The 17,657-nt window shown below is 53.6% G+C and carries 17 protein-coding genes and 1 rRNA gene; 8 read left to right on the top strand and 10 right to left on the bottom strand.

What is annotated here, in order from left to right; genetic code table 11:
* Positions 1-119: 119 nt before the first annotated feature.
* Genes rseC through rpoE form a run of 4 tightly spaced genes read right to left on the bottom strand, consistent with a single transcriptional unit; the run spans position 120 to position 2,803 of the window.
* Positions 120-596, bottom strand: coding sequence for a SoxR-reducing system protein RseC (gene rseC / locus ACOTX2_RS20070; RefSeq protein WP_022649042.1), 477 nt, complete (start codon positions 594-596; stop codon positions 120-122).
* A complete protein-coding gene (gene rseB / locus ACOTX2_RS20065) occupies positions 593-1,546 on the bottom strand; it encodes a sigma-E factor regulatory protein RseB (RefSeq protein ID WP_022649043.1) in 954 nt (317 codons plus the stop codon). Before rseB ends, rseC begins: the two co-directional genes overlap by 4 nt.
* Positions 1,546-2,196 (bottom strand): anti-sigma-E factor RseA, encoded by a 651-nt coding sequence (gene rseA / locus ACOTX2_RS20060; protein ID WP_022649044.1) that lies wholly within the window; start codon positions 2,194-2,196, stop codon positions 1,546-1,548. The genes rseB and rseA overlap by 1 nt, the downstream gene beginning before the upstream one ends.
* 31 nt (positions 2,197-2,227) lie before the next feature.
* Complete coding sequence (gene rpoE, locus ACOTX2_RS20055; protein ID WP_006176728.1) at positions 2,228-2,803, bottom strand: RNA polymerase sigma factor RpoE; 576 nt, start codon at positions 2,801-2,803, stop codon at positions 2,228-2,230.
* A 425-nt stretch (positions 2,804-3,228) separates the two neighbouring features.
* Between rpoE and nadB the strand changes: the two genes are divergently transcribed.
* On the top strand, positions 3,229-4,848 hold the full coding sequence (nadB, locus tag ACOTX2_RS20050) for an L-aspartate oxidase (protein ID WP_063148278.1): 1,620 nt from the start codon (positions 3,229-3,231) through the stop codon (positions 4,846-4,848).
* Here nadB and trmN read toward each other — a convergent pair.
* Positions 4,833-5,570 (bottom strand): tRNA(1)(Val) (adenine(37)-N(6))-methyltransferase TrmN, encoded by a 738-nt coding sequence (trmN, locus tag ACOTX2_RS20045; RefSeq protein ID WP_022649046.1) that lies wholly within the window; start codon positions 5,568-5,570, stop codon positions 4,833-4,835. The genes nadB and trmN overlap by 16 nt on opposite strands.
* A 132-nt stretch (positions 5,571-5,702) precedes the next feature.
* Here trmN and srmB point away from each other — a divergent pair, with 132 nt between their 5' ends.
* On the top strand, positions 5,703-7,031 hold the full coding sequence (gene srmB, locus ACOTX2_RS20040; protein WP_022649047.1) for an ATP-dependent RNA helicase SrmB: 1,329 nt from the start codon (positions 5,703-5,705) through the stop codon (positions 7,029-7,031).
* Positions 7,032-7,082: 51 nt separating this feature from the next.
* Here srmB and grcA read toward each other — a convergent pair whose 3' ends face one another.
* Positions 7,083-7,466: an autonomous glycyl radical cofactor GrcA gene (grcA, locus tag ACOTX2_RS20035; protein ID WP_022649048.1), complete on the bottom strand. Its 384-nt coding sequence runs from the start codon at positions 7,464-7,466 to the stop codon at positions 7,083-7,085.
* Positions 7,467-7,780: 314 nt separating this feature from the next.
* Between grcA and ung the strand changes: the two genes are divergently transcribed.
* Positions 7,781-8,470 carry a uracil-DNA glycosylase gene (gene ung / locus ACOTX2_RS20030; protein ID WP_003860729.1) on the top strand — a complete coding sequence of 230 codons (690 nt, stop codon included), beginning with the start codon at positions 7,781-7,783 and terminating at the stop codon, positions 8,468-8,470.
* 39 nt (positions 8,471-8,509) lie between these two features.
* On the opposite strand, the gene ACOTX2_RS20025 is transcribed toward ung, so the two are convergent.
* Positions 8,510-9,595 (bottom strand): tRNA/rRNA methyltransferase, encoded by a 1,086-nt coding sequence (locus ACOTX2_RS20025; protein ID WP_023300740.1) that lies wholly within the window; start codon positions 9,593-9,595, stop codon positions 8,510-8,512.
* Positions 9,596-9,799: 204 nt separating this feature from the next.
* Here ACOTX2_RS20025 and trxC point away from each other — a divergent pair, with 204 nt between their 5' ends.
* The 5 genes from trxC to ACOTX2_RS20000 all read left to right on the top strand — a co-directional run bounded on the left by trxC (position 9,800) and on the right by ACOTX2_RS20000 (position 15,521).
* Positions 9,800-10,219, top strand: a complete 420-nt coding sequence (trxC, locus tag ACOTX2_RS20020) for a thioredoxin TrxC (RefSeq protein ID WP_003860733.1) — start codon at positions 9,800-9,802, stop codon at positions 10,217-10,219.
* Between the two features lie 70 nt (positions 10,220-10,289).
* On the top strand, positions 10,290-10,988 hold the full coding sequence (tapT, locus tag ACOTX2_RS20015) for a tRNA-uridine aminocarboxypropyltransferase (RefSeq protein ID WP_063148276.1): 699 nt from the start codon (positions 10,290-10,292) through the stop codon (positions 10,986-10,988).
* A 35-nt stretch (positions 10,989-11,023) separates the two neighbouring features.
* Positions 11,024-13,687 (top strand): bifunctional acetate--CoA ligase family protein/GNAT family N-acetyltransferase, encoded by a 2,664-nt coding sequence (locus ACOTX2_RS20010; protein ID WP_063148275.1) that lies wholly within the window; start codon positions 11,024-11,026, stop codon positions 13,685-13,687.
* Between the two features lie 109 nt (positions 13,688-13,796).
* Positions 13,797-15,152, top strand: coding sequence for a CDP-diacylglycerol--serine O-phosphatidyltransferase (pssA, locus tag ACOTX2_RS20005; RefSeq protein ID WP_023306731.1), 1,356 nt, complete (start codon positions 13,797-13,799; stop codon positions 15,150-15,152).
* Between the two features lie 45 nt (positions 15,153-15,197).
* The gene (locus ACOTX2_RS20000) at positions 15,198-15,521 is read left to right on the top strand and encodes a YfiM family lipoprotein (RefSeq protein WP_022649053.1); all 324 of its coding nucleotides are present in this window, start codon (positions 15,198-15,200) and stop codon (positions 15,519-15,521) included.
* On the opposite strand, the gene ACOTX2_RS19995 is transcribed toward ACOTX2_RS20000, so the two are convergent.
* The 3 genes from ACOTX2_RS19995 to rrf all read right to left on the bottom strand — a co-directional run.
* Positions 15,518-16,825 carry an MFS transporter gene (locus ACOTX2_RS19995; protein WP_038416531.1) on the bottom strand — a complete coding sequence of 436 codons (1,308 nt, stop codon included), beginning with the start codon at positions 16,823-16,825 and terminating at the stop codon, positions 15,518-15,520. The genes ACOTX2_RS20000 and ACOTX2_RS19995 overlap by 4 nt on opposite strands.
* A gap of 151 nt (positions 16,826-16,976) precedes the next feature.
* On the bottom strand, positions 16,977-17,429 hold the full coding sequence (locus ACOTX2_RS19990) for a DUF4385 domain-containing protein (protein WP_032622345.1): 453 nt from the start codon (positions 17,427-17,429) through the stop codon (positions 16,977-16,979).
* A gap of 129 nt (positions 17,430-17,558) precedes the next feature.
* Positions 17,559-17,657, bottom strand: a 5S ribosomal RNA gene (gene rrf / locus ACOTX2_RS19985); the annotation flags it as partial.

Genomic DNA, 17,657 nt, shown 5'->3' with positions numbered 1-17,657 from the left:
CGAAAACGCAGCATTCTACACTACAACCTCGTCTGCTGGAAATGCACTTAGAGTCAGGTATAGCGCGAAGAGACGGCGTTTACTTTATTGCGATGTAAATAATAATAAAGCCCGGCAGATCACCGGGCCTCAGAAGAGAGCGTCTCAACACGAAGTTGGTCGGGTGCCAGTGCAACGCTGAGAATGACGGGCTGCCAGGCTTCCCGGGCGGTAAGCCTTGGGGAAACGCCTTTAGCAAGCCAGAACCCGCCCACACCGCCCAAGGCGGCACCGCACATGGCGGCCAAATCTGTGCCGAACAGCATCTGGAAAACCCCGCCCATCACGAAAAGTCCGGCGAGCGGAGAAAGGTAAACCAGTATGGCGGAAGTGAGCAGGCTGCCTTCAGCGATGCCGAGCTCCACTTTTTGCCCTGCCACCAGCGGCTGATCGCTCGACACAGCAATAGTGTGCGACGTTTGCGGCCCCAGCTTATTCAATACGCGGCTGCCGCAACCGGCTCGCGAAGCGCAGCTGCTGCATGATGCTTTAACGTCACAGCTGACAAGCGCTACGCCATCCTGCCAGGATACGACCGTCGCCCACTCTTTAATCATTGCGCAGCCCTGAATTTAATGCTGTCTGAAATACGTTTTGCTGTTGGCGGCGGTAATTCACCAACAATGGTAATTTCCGCATTATCGCGTACCGTCGTGCTAACCGTCCGGCGACCGGTACGGAGCATCTGTTCGGAACTGTTCGCCGTAGCGCGATTGATATTCACCGAGAAGCTAAATAGCCCATCGGAATAGAGGCGCGACTCAACCGGTGTTTCGATAGTCGGCAGCTGGCGACGGCTGCTGGATACTTCGCTGAATCCTTGCGGGATCCAGGAAGGTACCCAGTTGAAATTGACAGAATCGCCGGCAGGTACGGAAAGCAAAGGCGGCAGGCTGGCTTTGGCCAGATTCTGCATACTGTTGCCAACCTGACCGTTCACGTCGAAGGAGATCACGCGGAACTGCTCCAGCGTTTCACCGTCGCGATCGAGCAGATCAACGCGCATCGGCAGCTTCGTCTCTGCATCAATCCAGACGATATAGCTGTAACGTGTCCCATCCCGCGCGACTACGCGGATCACTTCGCACAACCTGTCGGCAATACGCGTTCGCCCCACCGAGATAAAATCATAGTAGGGGGCGAGACGTTTAAAATCGGTGTAAATGAGCGATGGCAGGGAATCAACGATGTAGTCACCATTGAGCGTAAACGGCTCAAGGCCTGGCTCGAAATAGCTGATTTCGTTCCCACGCTGGACCACTTCCCGACGCGGGCCATCCATCTGTAAAAGCTGGGCGAGCGGCTGATTATCAAGGCGGGCGTGGCGATAGCGTAACGATTCGACACCCTGCTTATTGATGCTAATAAATGCCAACTCGTAATTGAGTGACTGGCTGGCCAGATTCATTTGCTGCAACAACGCCCCGGATGAAACATCAGCCGAGGCGTTAGCAGAGAAGAACAGGCTACCCGCCATCAAAGACATGGCGAACCAAAGTTGCTTCATTACTGCGATTGCGTTCCTAAAGTTTGGTTTCCTGGCACCTGCACAGCAGCCTGCTGGGTTTGGGCCTGCTCAAACTGAAGCTGCTCGGAGTGCAGACGACGCTGCAACTCGTAATCCTGCAACATCGCATTAATGCGACGACGCTGCTCCTGTACCTGCTGTTGCTGTCCGCCGCTTGCGGAGGCATCTGCCGGTACGCCCAGGCTAACCGGACTGGCTTTACCCATCATCGGCAGCGTATTGAACACTGGCGCTTCAGGCTGCTGACTGGCTTCAGACTGGGTATTATAGTGCTGGACCCCAACGATAACTGCAAGCGATACACACGCAGCGACTCCCATCTGGGTGAGCTGGCTGGCCCATGGACGCACCTTGTGCCAGAACGGCATTTTCTGCCATTGGTGAGGTGCAGGCTGCGCTTCAGGAATAAGCGGCGTGGTCTGATGAACAGGTTCGTTCTCAATGGCCGCCATAACGCGTGCTGAGATATCGAAATGGAGAACATCGCTGGTATCACCCCGCAGAGTGTCGCGGATAAGATGATAGTTCTCCCAGGTCTGTTGCATTTCGGGAGAATGAGACAACTCATCGAGCAGCTCACTATCCAGCATTTCACCATCCATTAAAGCGGAAAGTTTTTCTTTCTGCATGCCTAATACCTTTTCCAGTATCCCGCTATCGTCAACGCCTGATAAGCGGTTGAACTTTATTATCAATGGCTTCTCGCGCACGGAAAATTCGTGAACGAACCGTGCCGACCGGACAATCCATGATGGCGGCTATCTCTTCATAGCTTAGGCCATCCAGCTCCCGTAACGTAATTGCCATGCGTAAATCTTCCGGGAGCGACTCGATCGTGCGAAAAACGATTTGTCTCAGTTCTTCTGACAACATTAAGTTCTCAGGGTTCGAAATTTCTTTCAGCGCGCCGCCACTTTCGAAGTTTTCTGCATCGATAGCGTCAACATCACTTGAAGGCGGACGACGCCCCTGAGCAACCAAATAATTCTTAGCCGTATTGACTGCAATACGATACAGCCAGGTATAAAAAGCACTATCCCCCCGGAATGAATCCAGCGCGCGATAGGCCTTAATAAAAGACTCTTGTACCACATCAGGAACATCGCCTGACGGTACATAGCGGGAAACCAGACTCGCTACCTTATGCTGGTAGCGCACCACCAGTAGGTTAAAAGCTTTCTGATCTCCCTTCTGGACCCGTTCAACCAGGACCTGGTCCGTTAACTGCTCGCTCATCCGAGGTAATGTCTCCCCAAACCAAATTCCACGCGTTATCGAAACGCCACTCTAACAACATTGCACTTTGAGCAAGCACCGAATTAGAGCGTCTGTTCTTCAATAAGTTCCGTAACGCCTTTGTTTTTGTTCATCGCGCCGTAGACCGTTCATTTTCTCTCATTATAAGTCTGTTCACGATACGCACCCGCTTTCTGACAAGAATCATTAACTTTATCGTCAGAAGAGTAACGCAACACAGGCTTTATTTCACCACAAAATCTGAAGCTAACGATCTGCTTCGCAAAATAATTCCAGTCATTTAGCGATGATTTAACTTCCGGCCATCCGTTTAGTCATTGCAACACGCTTCAAAAAAAACGTGCGATAACTCGCATCACAATGCTATTCTGCCCAGACCATGTTTAGTAAATTAAACAAACATCATGAATACAACGCCTGAACTCCATTGTGATGTACTGATTATCGGCAGCGGTGCTGCTGGCCTCTCCCTCGCGCTGCGCCTGGCGGAACATCAGAACGTAATCGTGCTGAGTAAAGGGCCGATGAGCGAAGGTTCCACCTTCTATGCACAAGGCGGTATTGCCGCCGTGTTTGATGAAACGGACAGCATTGCCTCACACGTAGAAGACACTCTGATTGCCGGTGCCGGGATCGTGGATGAGCATGCCGCAGAGTTTGTCGCCAGCAATGCCCGCCACTGCGTGCAATGGCTTATCGACCAGGGCGTGCTGTTTGATACGCAGGTTCAGCCTAATGGTGAAGAGAGCTATCATCTGACCCGTGAAGGCGGGCACAGCCATCGCCGTATTCTGCACGCTGCTGATGCAACAGGAAAAGCGGTTGAAACCACATTGGTCAGCAAAGCCCTCAGCCATCCCAATATTCGGGTGCTGGAGCGCTGTAACGCCGTCGACCTGATTATTTCCGATAAAATTGGCCTGCCCGGCACGCGCCGTGTTGTCGGCGCATGGGTGTGGAATCGGAATAAAGAGAAGGTGGAAACCTGCCAGGCTAAAGCCGTTGTGCTGGCGACCGGCGGCGCCTCCAAGGTTTACCAGTACACGACTAACCCGGATATCGCCTCCGGAGACGGTATCGCCATGGCCTGGCGCGCAGGCTGCCGCGTAGCGAATATGGAGTTTAATCAGTTCCATCCTACCGCCCTGTTCCACCCGCAGGCACGTAACTTCCTGTTAACTGAAGCGTTGCGCGGCGAAGGCGCGTATCTCAAGCGACCGGACGGTTCCAGGTTTATGCCGGACTTCGACCCCCGAGGTGAACTTGCCCCGCGGGATATCGTGGCCCGCGCCATTGACCACGAGATGAAGCGGCTTGGCGTGGACTGTATGTATCTGGACATTAGCCATAAACCGGCAGACTTTATTCGCCAGCACTTCCCGATGATTTATGAAAAGCTGCGGAGTCTGGGTATCGATTTAACCCGCGATCCGGTGCCGATTGTGCCTGCCGCCCACTATACCTGTGGCGGGGTGATGGTTGACGATCATGGTCGTACCGACGTGGATGGTTTGTATGCGATCGGCGAGGTCAGTTACACCGGCCTGCATGGTGCGAATCGCATGGCATCAAACTCATTGCTGGAGTGTCTGGTGTATGGATGGTCGGCTGCGGAAGATATAACCAAACGCATGCCCTATGCACGTCCAACAACGCACCTGCCAGCATGGGATGAAAGTCGGGTAGAGAACCCGGACGAACTGGTGGTTATCCAGCATAACTGGCACGAGCTGCGGCTTCTCATGTGGGATTATGTCGGGATTGTACGCACAACGAAGCGTCTGGAACGCGCGTTACGCCGCATCATGATGTTGCAGCAGGAAATTGATGAATATTACGCCAACTTCCGCGTTTCCAATAATCTGCTGGAGCTGCGCAACCTTGTGCAGGTTGCCGAGCTGATTGTACGCTGTGCGATGATGCGCAAAGAGAGTCGTGGCCTGCATTATACGCTGGACTATCCCGACCCGCTGGAAACGTCCGGCCCGTCGGTGTTGACGCCGCAGGTTCACATAAACAGATAAAAGGCCTGGGTCAGGGCAGTGTAATCTTCGGAATAACGCTGGTCTGGCCCGCGAATAACCATCCTGTCGGTAAAGCACTCCCCCTCTTTCGGCGAGAGCGCCAGCAACACGCGGTGCGGTAAGCGACCTTCCGTATCCGAAATATCGGTACGAAGACGCAAACTCCAGCCGATATCCCGAGCGATCTCAATGAAGGTGTTACCCGTGCTTTCGGGCAAGACCACGCAGAAAAATCCCTCTTCCGAGATGAGTTCCGCCGCGCTGGTCAGTAGCGCCTTGTGATCGAGCGAGCCGGTGTAACGTGCCTGCTCGCGTTCCGGCGTTCCACACTCCACACCTGGCGTGAAATACGGCGGATTGCTGACGATCAAATCGTAACGCGCAGTCTGCTCCGGTGCCCAGGTCAGGACATCGGCACAATCCACCCTGATCCGTTCTGCCCACGGAGAATCGGCAGCGTTTTCGCTTGCCTGCTGGGCCGCCTGAGGATCAAGCTCAACGGCGTCGATAGTGACGTGTTCTTCGGTACGCTGCGCCAGCATCAGCGCCTGAAGTCCGCTGCCCGTACCAATATCCAGAATGCGTTTTACACCTGCGACAGGGGCCCATGCACCCAGTAAAATACCGTCTGTACCGACTTTCATTGCACAACGATCGTGCGCCACAAAAAATTGTTTAAACGTAAAACCATCGCGGCGCAACTGCGCTTTGAGTTGAGACATGTCAGGGCAACCTTCTGTGTGAAACTGGAGTAGCATAGGGGAAAGCGAAGTGGTCGAAAAGCGATATCCATACAAACAGATGAAGATTACAGCCGTAACGTCTATAATCAGCGCCCCACACAGAGGTAGAACATGACTGTAACGACTTTTTCCGAACTTGAACTCGATGAAAGCCTGCTCAATGCTCTTGAGAGTAAAGGCTTTACACGCCCGACCGCCATTCAGGCCGCGGCCATTCCGCCTGCGCTTGAGGGCCGCGATGTGCTCGGTTCTGCGCCAACCGGCACGGGGAAGACAGCAGCCTACTTGCTGCCTGTGTTGCAGCATTTGCTCGATTTTCCGCGTAAAAAATCAGGGCCGCCGCGCATTTTGATCCTGACCCCGACCCGTGAACTGGCGATGCAGGTTGCCGAACACGCGCGTGAGCTGGCGGCGAACACCCATCTGGATATCGCGACCATCACCGGCGGCGTAGCGTATATGAACCACGCCGAAGTGTTCAGCGAAAACCAGGATATCGTTGTCGCGACGACAGGCCGTCTGCTGCAATACATAAAAGAAGAGAACTTCGACTGCCGGGCGGTGGAAACGCTGATTCTCGATGAAGCTGACCGCATGCTGGACATGGGCTTTGCCCAGGATATCGAACACATCGCGGGTGAAACGCGCTGGCGTAACCAGACAATGCTGTTCTCGGCAACCCTTGAAGGGGATGCCATTAAAGATTTCGCCGAACGTCTGCTGGAAGATCCGGTGGAAGTGTCCGCTACGCCATCGACGCGTGAGCGTAAGAAGATCCACCAGTGGTACTACCGCGCAGATAACCTTGAGCATAAGGTTGAGTTGCTGAAACATCTGCTGAAGCAGGAAGAAGCAACCCGTACCATCGTCTTCGTACGTAAACGCGAGCGCGTGCATGAGCTGGCAGAAATGCTGCGCAACGCTGGCATCAACAACTGCTATCTCGAAGGTGAAATGGCACAGGTTAAGCGTACCGAAGGGATTAAGCGCCTGACCGATGGTCGCGTGAATGTGCTGGTTGCAACCGACGTTGCCGCGCGCGGGATCGACATCCCGGACGTGAGCCATGTGATCAACTTTGATATGCCGCGCAGCGGTGATACTTACCTGCACCGTATTGGTCGTACCGGCCGTGCGGGCCGCAAAGGGATTGCTATTTCTCTGGTAGAAGCGCACGACCATCTGCTGCTCCAAAAAATTGGCCGCTACGTTGATGAGCCGCTAAAAGCTCGTGTGATTGACGAACTTCGTCCGACGACACGTGCGCCGAGTGAAAAAATGACGGGTAAACCGTCCAAGAAAGCGCTCGCGAAACGTGCTGAGAGAAAAGAGAAAGAAAAAGAGAAGCCGCGCGTGAAGCAGCGCCACCGCGATACCAAAAATATTGGTAAGCGCCGTAAGCCAAGTTCTGCTGCGCCAGAGACAAAAACTGAAGAGTAAAAAAAGCCGGGACATTCCCGGCTTTTTTATTCCACCCCCGAAGCTGAAACCTTACAGGCTTTCAGTAAAGGTACGGGCGATAACGTCGCGCTGCTGTTCCGGAGTCAGAGAGTTGAAACGCACCGCATAGCCAGACACACGGATGGTCAGCTGCGGGTATTTTTCTGGGTTCTCAACAGCATCCATCAGCGTTTCACGACGCAGGACGTTAACGTTCAGGTGCTGACCACCTTCCACGCGCACTTCTGGTTGCACTTGCATTGGAATTTCACGGTATTCAATTTCGCCCAGTTTGCTCACCGGAACGATTTCGTCTTCCGCAAAACCTGCTTTCGCTACTACACAGCGCGCTTCGTTTTTCTCGCTGTCCAGCAGCCAGAAAGAGTTCAGCAGATCGTCATTTGCAGCTTTAGTAATCTGGATACCTGTAATCATGTGTTGCCTCCCTTAGGCTACATTAACTGATGCTGGCCTTTTGCGGCCAATTGGTAAAACCATTGTTTGTTGTGTGTATATATAACATTCAGACCCGGGTGATTTATTGATTTAAATCAACAAAATCACTAACCACATAAAGAGTGTGGTCTGAATTTTTTGTTTTAGATCAATTTTAATGATTTACCAATTCAACTTACCCTGCCTGGTTTTCAACATAAATTGAGACACTTAGCCGCTTTTCAGCGGGTAATTTTGCTCACCAGGCATTAGCAGGTAAGCTAGGCAGAGAATGAAATTCGCAGGAGAGCGAGATGACAACACCTTTAACCTGGCATGACGTGCTGGCAGAAGAGAAGCAGCAGCCCTATTTTATTAATACCCTCAGTACCGTTGCGGCTGAACGGCAGGCCGGCCAGACAATTTATCCACCGCAGAAAGATGTATTTAACGCCTTTCGCTACACCGAACTGAGCGACGTGAAGGTGGTTATACTGGGGCAGGATCCGTACCATGGTCCCGGGCAGGCTCACGGACTGGCATTTTCCGTGCGTCCGGGCGTGGCCATTCCCCCTTCTCTACTGAATATGTATAAAGAGCTGGAAGGAACGATTCCGGGTTTCACCCGCCCTAATCACGGTTATCTGGAAAGCTGGGCGCGCCAGGGCGTGCTATTGCTGAATACCGTATTAACCGTCCGGGCGGGTCAGGCACACTCCCACGCCAGTCTGGGATGGGAAACCTTTACCGATAAGGTTATCAGCCTGATCAATGAGCATCGTGAAGGCGTCGTGTTTTTACTCTGGGGTTCACATGCCCAAAAGAAAGGGGCGATTATCGATCGTCAGCGTCATCACGTACTGAAGGCACCGCACCCGTCGCCGCTGTCTGCGCATCGCGGTTTCTTTGGCAGTAACCATTTTGTTCTGACGAATGAGTGGCTGGAAAAGCGTGGCGAAAAGCCGATTGACTGGATGCCTGTGTTACCGGCAGAGAGTGAGTAGGGTTTGAATGTGCCGGGTCAGGCCCGGCACATAAAAGGCTTATGCTTTGTTCTGACGCCACCATTCGGCCAGCAGCACGCCGGTCGCAACGGATACGTTCAGGCTTTCAACGTTGCCAGTGCCGTCGATAGAAACGCTCATGTCAGCGCTGGAGAGTGCCGCATCAGACAGACCATCGCGCTCCTGACCTAACACCAGCACCATTTTGCGCGGCAACGTCGCTTTAAACAGCGGCGTAGCGGCACGGCTTGAGGTGGTGACAATGGTGTAGCCCGCGTTACGGAATTGCTCAAGGGCCTCCAGCACGCTGTCGCCGGTGATCGGCTGAACATGCTCAGCACCGCCTTCCGCGGTACGGATTGCCGCACCGGATTCCAGCAGCGCGGCATCCTGCAACAGAACGCCTTTCACGCCAAAGTGCGCGCAGCTACGCATCATAGCGCCCAGGTTATGCGGGTTACCCACATCTTCCAGCGCCAGCACACAGTCATCGGCATCCGCCTGGCTGACCCACTGCTGCACGGTGGTGCCGTTACGTTTTTTGATCAGGAAGCAGACGCCGCCGTGGTGTTCAGTCCCGGACGCTTTTGTCAGCTCGGCATCGTCAACCACGTGGTAGGCTTTACGGTTCGCCGCCATCCAGCGCAGCGCTTCTTTAAAGCGCGGGGTCACGCTCTGGATAAACCATGCGCGAACGATACACTCCGGGCGGCTCTGGAACAGGGCCTGACAGGCGTTCTCACCGTAGACACGGGTCTCTTCCGCACGCTGACGACGCAGCACTTCCGGATCGATAAAGCTTTTTCCGCTGATACCGCCGTGATCGGCTTTTTCGGTCGCCTCTTCACCGGGCGCGCGAGAAACGGTACGCCATGGCGATCCACCGTCGCGGACAAAATCATCGCGTTTGCGATCGTCACGCTTACGGTCATCACGTTTGCGGTCATCGCCGCGGTTATTTCTGTCATCGCGGGCGGGGCGACGGCCACCGTCTGCACGAGAAGACGCCGGACGCCCGCCACCTTTTCCGGTACGCGGATTTTGGGTGCGTTTATCAGAGTCATCATCACTGCGGACATACATCACTTTGACCTTGCCGCTTTTGTTTTTCATTTCGTCGTTCATGCTTTTCTCCACCAGCGCTGCGCGAAGCGCGCAGATTACCCGATGTGCAAGCTCATAGCCATAATTTCGTACAAAAGCCTGTGACTATTGTTCCCATTGAATAAAACGCGTTGTCGATTTATACAGGCTCACTGATAATATGTAACATATCAGAAACATTATCGGCGTTCTGCCGTTGTTCCAAGGCTCTATCAGAGGTTAGTTATGAATACCGTATGTGCCAACTGTCAGGCTTTAAACCGCATTCCGGACGATCGGATGGATGACGGTGCGAAATGCGGGCGTTGTGGCCACGAATTATTTGATGGCGATGTCATTAACGCGACGGGTGCTACGCTGGACAAACTCCTCAAGGACGATCTGCCGGTTGTGGTCGATTTCTGGGCACCGTGGTGCGGCCCCTGCCGTAACTTTGCGCCCATCTTCGAAGACGTGGCTGAAGAGCGCAGCGGGAAAATGCGTTTTGTTAAAGTGAATACCGAAGCGGAACGTGAACTCAGCGCCCGTTTTCGCATTCGCAGCATTCCAACCATTATGATTTTCAAAAATGGGGAAGTGATCGACATGCTCAATGGTGCAGTACCGAAGGCGCCTTTCGACAGCTGGTTAAACGAATCCCTGTAACATTCACGGGGCACATCTTGTGCCCCGTTCTCTCCTCTGCGAAAATGGGGTTTTTCCTGCCTTTTCGCCCATGACTGATAACGCTGTACTTCAATTACGCGCCGAGCGCCTTGCGCGCGCAACCCGCCCTTTTCTGGCCCGAGGCAATCGTATTCGCCGCTGCCAGCGCTGCCTTTTACCGCTGAAAGTGTGTCTGTGCGAAACGCTTACACCGAGCGAGGCGAAAAGCCGCTTTTGTCTGGTCATGTTCGATACCGAACCGATGAAGCCCAGCAACACGGGGCGTTTGATCGCCGATATTCTGCCCAACACCGCAGCGTTTCAGTGGTCGCGCACTGAGCCACCTCAGGCTCTGCTTGACCTGGTGGCAAACCCGGACTATCAGCCCATGGTCGTTTTCCCGGCATCATATGCAGGCGAACAACGGCAGGTGCTTACGGCGCCACCATCCGGTAAGCCGCCGCTGTTTATTATGCTCGACGGCACCTGGACCGAAGCAAGAAAGATGTTTCGCAAAAGCCCTTATCTTGATGCGCTGCCGGTGATTTCCGTCGATCTGTCGCGCGTTTCGACCTATCGCTTACGAGAAGCGCATGCCGAGGGTCAATATTGCACCGCTGAAGTCGCCATTGCGCTACTGGATCTGGCGGGCGATACCCAGGCGGCCAGCGCATTAAGCTCCCACTTCTCCTGCTTCCGCGAACGTTATCTGGCAGGAAAAACCGTTCATAAGGGTAGCGTCACAGCAACAGAGACAGAAAGCGTTTAAAATCATCAGGTCGCTTGCATTCACAGGAGGCCTGCATGAGCCAGAGAGGGTTAGAAGCGCTACTCCGTCCGAAATCCATTGCCGTTATTGGCGCCTCGATGAAACCGGACCGCGCAGGGTATCTGATGATGCGTAACCTGCTGGCTGGCGGGTTTAACGGCCCGGTCATGCCCGTTACGCCCGCTTATAAAGCGGTACAGGGGGTGCTGGCGTGGCCGGACGTGCAAAGTTTACCGTTTGTTCCCGACCTCGCCGTGCTCTGTACGCATGCGAAACGAAACCTCGAATTGCTTGAGTCGCTCGGTCAGAAAGGCTGTAAAACCTGCATTATTCTTTCCTCGCCTCCTGAACAGCAGCCCGAACTGCTGGCCTGCGCCAGCCGCTACCAGATGCGCATTCTTGGTCCAAATAGCCTCGGTCTGCTTGCGCCCTGGCAAGGGCTGAATGCCAGTTTTTCCCCGGTTCCGATCCGTAAAGGCAAACTGGCCTTTATTTCACAGTCGGCAGCGGTATCCAATACCATCCTCGACTGGGCGCAGCAGCGTGAGATGGGCTTTTCCTATTTCATCGCCCTCGGCGAAAGCCTGGACATTGACGTCGATGAGCTGCTGGATTTCCTGGCGCGTGACAGCAAAACCAGCGCTATCCTGCTCTACCTTGAACACCTGAGTGACGCCCGTCGTTTTGTGTCGGCGTCGCGTAGCGCATCGCGTAATAAACCGATTCTGGTCATCAAAAGCGGGCGCAGCCCCGCGGCTCAGCGCCTGCTGCAATCCCATTCCGGGATGGATCCCGCATGGGATGCAGCGATCCAGCGCGCCGGTTTACTGCGGGTACAGGATACGCACGAGCTTTTTTCCGCCGTCGAAACGTTGAGCCACATGCGTCCCCTGCGCGGTGAAAAGCTGATGATTGTCAGCAACGGAGCCGCTCCCGCCGCCCTGGCGCTGGACGAGCTCTGGCTACGCAACGGCAAGCTGGCCACGCTGGGTGAAGAGACGCTCCAGCGCCTGCGGGACGCGTTACCGGGAAGCGTTGTTCCCGATAATCCCCTCGATTTGCGCGATGATGCCAGCAGCGATCGTTACATTAAGGCGATCACGATTTTGCTGGATAGCCAGGACTTTGATGCGCTGATGATTATCCATTCGCCCAGCGCGGTTGCGCCAGGCAGCGAAAGTGCACGAACGCTGATTGAGGCTGTCCGAAACCATCCGCGCGGCAAATACGTCACCCTGCTGACCAACTGGTGCGGCGAGTTCTCCTCGCAGGAAGCGCGACGTCTGTTTAGTGAAGCCGGGTTGCCAACCTACCGTACGCCAGAGGGCACCATAACCGCGTTTATGCATATGGTTGAGTACCGCCGCAACCAGAAGCAGCTGCGTGAAACGCCTGCCCTACCGGGCAACCTCACAGCAAATTCGGTGGACGTACACAGTTTATTGCAACAGGCCATTGAAGAGGGCGCCACTTCGCTTGATACGCATGAAGTGCAACCCATTCTTGGCAGCTATGGGATGCAAACACTGCCGACCTGGATTGCCGGTGACAGCGCTGAGGCGGTACATATCGCTGAGCAGATTGGCTATCCGGTCGCGCTGAAGCTGCGCTCCCCCGATATTCCGCACAAATCGGATGTTCAGGGCGTCATGCTGTATCTGCGCACCGCGACAGAAGTACAACAGGCCGCGGATGCCATTATCGATCGCGTTAAAATGACGTGGCCACAGGCCCGGATCCACGGCCTGCTGGTGCAGAGCATGGCTAACCGAGCAGGTGCGCAGGAGCTGCGCGTGGTCGTCGAACACGATCCGGTTTTTGGTCCACTTATTATGCTGGGTGAAGGCGGCGTTGAATGGCGGCCAGAAGAACAAGCGGCTGTCGCGCTTCCACCTCTAAACATGAACCTGGCGCGTTATTTGGTTATTCAGGCCATCAAAAGTAAAAAAATCCGCGGCAGAAGCGCTCTGAGGCCGCTTGATATCGCCGGGTTAAGCCAGTTTCTGGTGAAGGTCTCCAACCTCATTGTTGACTGTGCGGAGATCCAGCGCTTGGACATCCACCCGCTCCTCGCTTCCGGAAATGAATTCACTGCCCTCGACGTGACGCTGGAAATTGCGCCATTTGTCGGTGACCGGGAAAGCCGTCTCGCCATTCGTCCTTATCCTCTCCATCTGGAAGAGTGGGTGGAGATGAAAAATGGAGAGCGGGCACTGTTTCGCCCTATCCTGCCGGAAGACGAGCCGCTGCTGCGAACGTTCATCTCGCAGGTGACGAAAGAAGATTTGTACTATCGCTATTTCAGCGAAATTAATGAATTTACCCACGACGATTTAGCCAATATGACCCAGATCGACTACGATCGAGAAATGGCGATTGTGGCGGTCCGCCGTTCCGCAGAGGGAGAAGAGATCCTCGGCGTGACGCGTGCCATTTCCGACCCGGATAACGTGGATGCGGAGTTTGCCGTACTGGTGCGTTCCGATCTTAAAGGTTTGGGTTTGGGCAGACGGCTGCTCGAAAAACTCATTGGTTATACGCGCGATCACGGATTGTCACGGCTCAATGGCATTACTATGCCAAATAATCGGGGTATGGTGACCCTGGCGCGGAAGCTCGGTTTTGACGTTGATATCCAGCTGGATGAAGGCATTGTCTCTTTGTCCCTCAGCCTGACTTCGACGGATAAACAAGAGTAAGCTGCTGGAAATGTTACCCACTTTTCCCGGCACTGGGGTATCATTGTCCGCTTATGTTGTTTGCCTGGTACAGACAACCCTTCAATGAACAGAGAAGAAACGCACTGTGATGTTGTCAAAATTTAAGCGTAATAAACATCAACAACACCTTGCTCAACTACCGAAGATTTCTCAGTCAGTTGATGATGTAGAGTTCTTTTATGCTCCCGCTCATTTCCGGGAGACGCTTCTTGAAAAGATTGCCAGCGCTACGCGACGTATTTGCATTGTGGCGCTCTATCTTGAACAAGATGAAGGTGGGCGTGCGATCCTGAACGCGCTCTATGAAGCGAAACGTCAGCGTCCGGAACTGGATGTTCGCGTGCTGGTTGACTGGCACCGTGCTCAGCGTGGCCGTATTGGTGCGGCTGCCTCGAATACCAATGCTGACTGGTATTGCCGCATGGCCCAGGAAAATCCGGGTATTGATATCCCGGTATATGGCGTACCGGTGAATACCCGTGAAGCGCTTGGCGTTCTTCATTTTAAAGGATTTATCATTGATGACAGCGTCCTTTATAGCGGCGCCAGTCTGAATGATGTGTATCTCCATCAGCTCGATAAATACCGTTACGATCGCTACCATCTTATCCGTAATCCGCAGATGACCGACATCATGTTCAACTGGGTTGATAAAAACCTGGTTCATGGCCGGGGTGTGCACCGTCTTGACGATCCTCATCGCCCGAAAAGCCCGGAAATCAAAAACGACGTTCGCTCCTTCCGCCAGGAGCTGCGCGATGCGGTTTATCGTTTCCAGGGTGATGCCAATAATGAAGAACTGTCCGTTACGCCTCTGGTAGGCCTGGGTAAATCCAGCCTCCTGAACAAGACTATTTTCCATTTGATGCCGTGCGCGGAGCATAAGCTCACCATCTGCACCCCGTACTTCAACCTTCCCGCCGTTCTGGTGCGTAATATCATTCAGCTGCTGCGTGATGGTAAAAAGGTGGAAATCATTGTCGGGGATAAAACGGCAAACGACTTTTTCATTCCGGAAGATCAGCCTTTCAAGATCATCGGCGCACTGCCTTATCTCTATGAGATTAACCTGCGCCGCTTTCTGAGCCGTTTACAGTACTATGTGAACACGGACCAGCTCGTCGTGCGCCTCTGGAAAGATGAAGATAACAGTTATCATCTCAAAGGAATGTGGGTTGATGACGAGTGGATGCTGCTGACCGGTAATAACCTGAACCCACGCGCCTGGCGTCTGGATTTGGAAAACGCCATTCTTATTCACGATCCTCAGCATGCGTTAGCCGCAAAACGCGATCGTGAGCTGGAGCTTATACGCACGCATACCACAGTGGTTCGTCATTATCGCGATCTGCAAAGCATCGCTGATTACCCGGTGAAAGTTCGCAAGCTGATTCGCCGTCTACGTCGGATCCGTATCGATCGCCTCATCAGCCGCATTCTGTAATACACGAGCCCTGTCATCGACGGGGCTTTTTTATGGAGCCTGTTAATGCGTACGCCTTGCCTGATAATCCCTCTTTTGCTGACAGGTTGCAGCCATATGGCTAATGATAACTGGTCGGGTCAGGATAAAGCTCAGCACTTTCTGGCGTCTGCAATGATGTCCGCTGCGGGTAATGAGTATGCGCTGCACCAGGGTTATAGCAGGGATCGAAGTGCCACAATAGGCCTGATGTTCTCCATCAGCCTGGGGGCATCAAAAGAACTTTGGGATAGCCGCCCCTCGGGAAGCGGCTGGAGCTGGAAAGATTTTGCCTGGGACGTAGCCGGGGCAACAACCGGCTACGCCGTCTGGCAGATGGCGCATTATTAAAGACGGATACCTTTTCCTTTGCGATGCAGCATCAGCGAGACAATAAACGCCAGCGCCCCCATAACGGTGACATACCAGAAGAAGGTCGTTTCACTGCCCCATGACTTAAGGGATAACGCGACATACTCTGCCGAACCGCCGAACAGGGCGTTTGCAACCGCATAAGAGAGGCCTACGCCCAGCGCCCTCACCTGTGCGGGAAACATTTCCGCTTTCAAAATGCCACTGATTGCCGTATAAAAACTGATAATAATGAGCGCCACCATGATTAAAGCGAAAGCGGCATACGGAGAGGTTGTATGCTGTAGCGCCGTCAAAAGCGGAACGGTACCCAGGGTGAGCATGCCGCCAAAGATCAGCATGGAGGTACGGCGACCAATTTTGTCCGACAGCGCGCCGACAATTGGCTGGATGAGCATAAAGACCAGTAACGCCACCGTCATGACGACACTCGCAACGTTTGCATGCATGCCCGTAGTGTTGACCAGATATTTTTGCATATAGGTGGTGAAGGTATAGAAGCTTAGCGAGCCTGCGGCGGTAAAGCCTAATACCATCAAAAATGCTTTGCGGTTACGCCACAGCCCTTTCATCGAACCAGCTTCTTTAAGCGCCCTGACCTCCTGTTGTGAGGTTTCATCAAGCTGACGGCGTAGCCACAGGGCGACAACCGCCAGGGCAGCGCCCATAGCAAACGGGATGCGCCAGCCCCAGGCGCGCAAATCTTCATCGCTAAGGATTTGTTGCAGGATCACCACAACCAGTAACGCCAGCAGCTGTCCGCCGATGAGGGTTACATACTGGAATGATGCATAGAAACCTTTGCGCCCTTCAACCGCCACTTCGCTCATGTATGTCGCACTGGTGCCATATTCGCCACCGACCGATAGCCCCTGGAACAGACGTGCCAGCAACAACAACGCCGGTGCCCATGTTCCGATAGTCTCATAACCGGGCAGGCAGGCAATCACCAGCGAGCCGACGCACATCATGCATACAGAGATGAGCATGGATGTCTTGCGCCCTTTCCTGTCCGCGATCCTGCCGAATAGCCATCCACCGATAGGGCGCATCAGGAACCCGGCGGCAAAAACGCCTGCGGTTTGCAAAAGCTGAGTTGTGGTGTTCCCTGACGGGAAAAAGATATGCGCAAAGTAGAGTGAACAAAATGAATAGACGTAAAAGTCAAACCACTCTACAAGGTTTCCTGATGAGGCCCCAACGATTGCCCAAACCCGACGGCGAGTATCCTTACCTGCCAAATTGGTGTTATCCGTATCTGCACTGGCTACGGTTTCTGTCATTTTAATATCCCCTGTCTCACATTGCGGGCCTTTGCCCACAAACAGTAAAACCGGATTTAAAACGAATCGTTAGGTAAATAAAATGTTTCCAATATGTTTCATTGCGTTTTGTGAAGTCGATCAGCTATCTAATTATTAGCGGACGCAGTAATTATCCCCAGGACTGCTGGTGGGCCTTTTTTCGCTGCAAGTAATCTTCGTCTGCACGAATTTTATCCCACCACTTTTTGAAGACTGCGGCTGCTTCTGCTTTCACTGGATCGTGATCGAGGGGTTTGACTTGTCGTTCCGCATCATACTTTTTACCGCCCTTATGATTCGCGTATCGCCGGGCGCGGGTATAGCCCATTTGTATGAATTTACGCGCCATATCCATACCTACAAAATCGTTTTTACTGCGGTACTCTTCAAAGAGAGCGTATATCTCTTGTGCCGAACGCGCTGCGACTTCAGAATTTTTAAAACGCCAGTGTGGAAGGATTTCGCTTTTATAAGGCTCGACCATCAATACGCCCTGCTCACCCCGGCCAACCTGATACCGTTCGGGATGTTCGCGAAAATTTATATTTGCAAAATCTTGTTGGTAATCAAAAGGACGAGTCAAAGCGGCACCTTTGTTAAAATCGTTTTAACAATTGTAGGCCGGATAAGGGGAAGCCGCCATCCGGCATGTTTTTCCGCGCACAAAGCAAAAAACCCCGCACCTTCCGGTACGGGGTTCTTTCTGTTTGATGCCTGGCAGTTCCCTACTCTCACATGGGGAGACCCCACACTACCATCGGCGCTACGGCGTTTCACTTCTGAGTTCGGCATGGGGTCAGGTGGGACCACC

This window comes from Enterobacter cloacae complex sp. IR5412 (assembly GCF_049237385.1).
Lineage (GTDB): Bacteria > Pseudomonadota > Gammaproteobacteria > Enterobacterales > Enterobacteriaceae > Enterobacter > Enterobacter intestinihominis.
The sequence above is the reverse complement of the archived record's forward strand: the minus strand, read 5'-3'. Positions and strand labels throughout refer to the sequence as shown.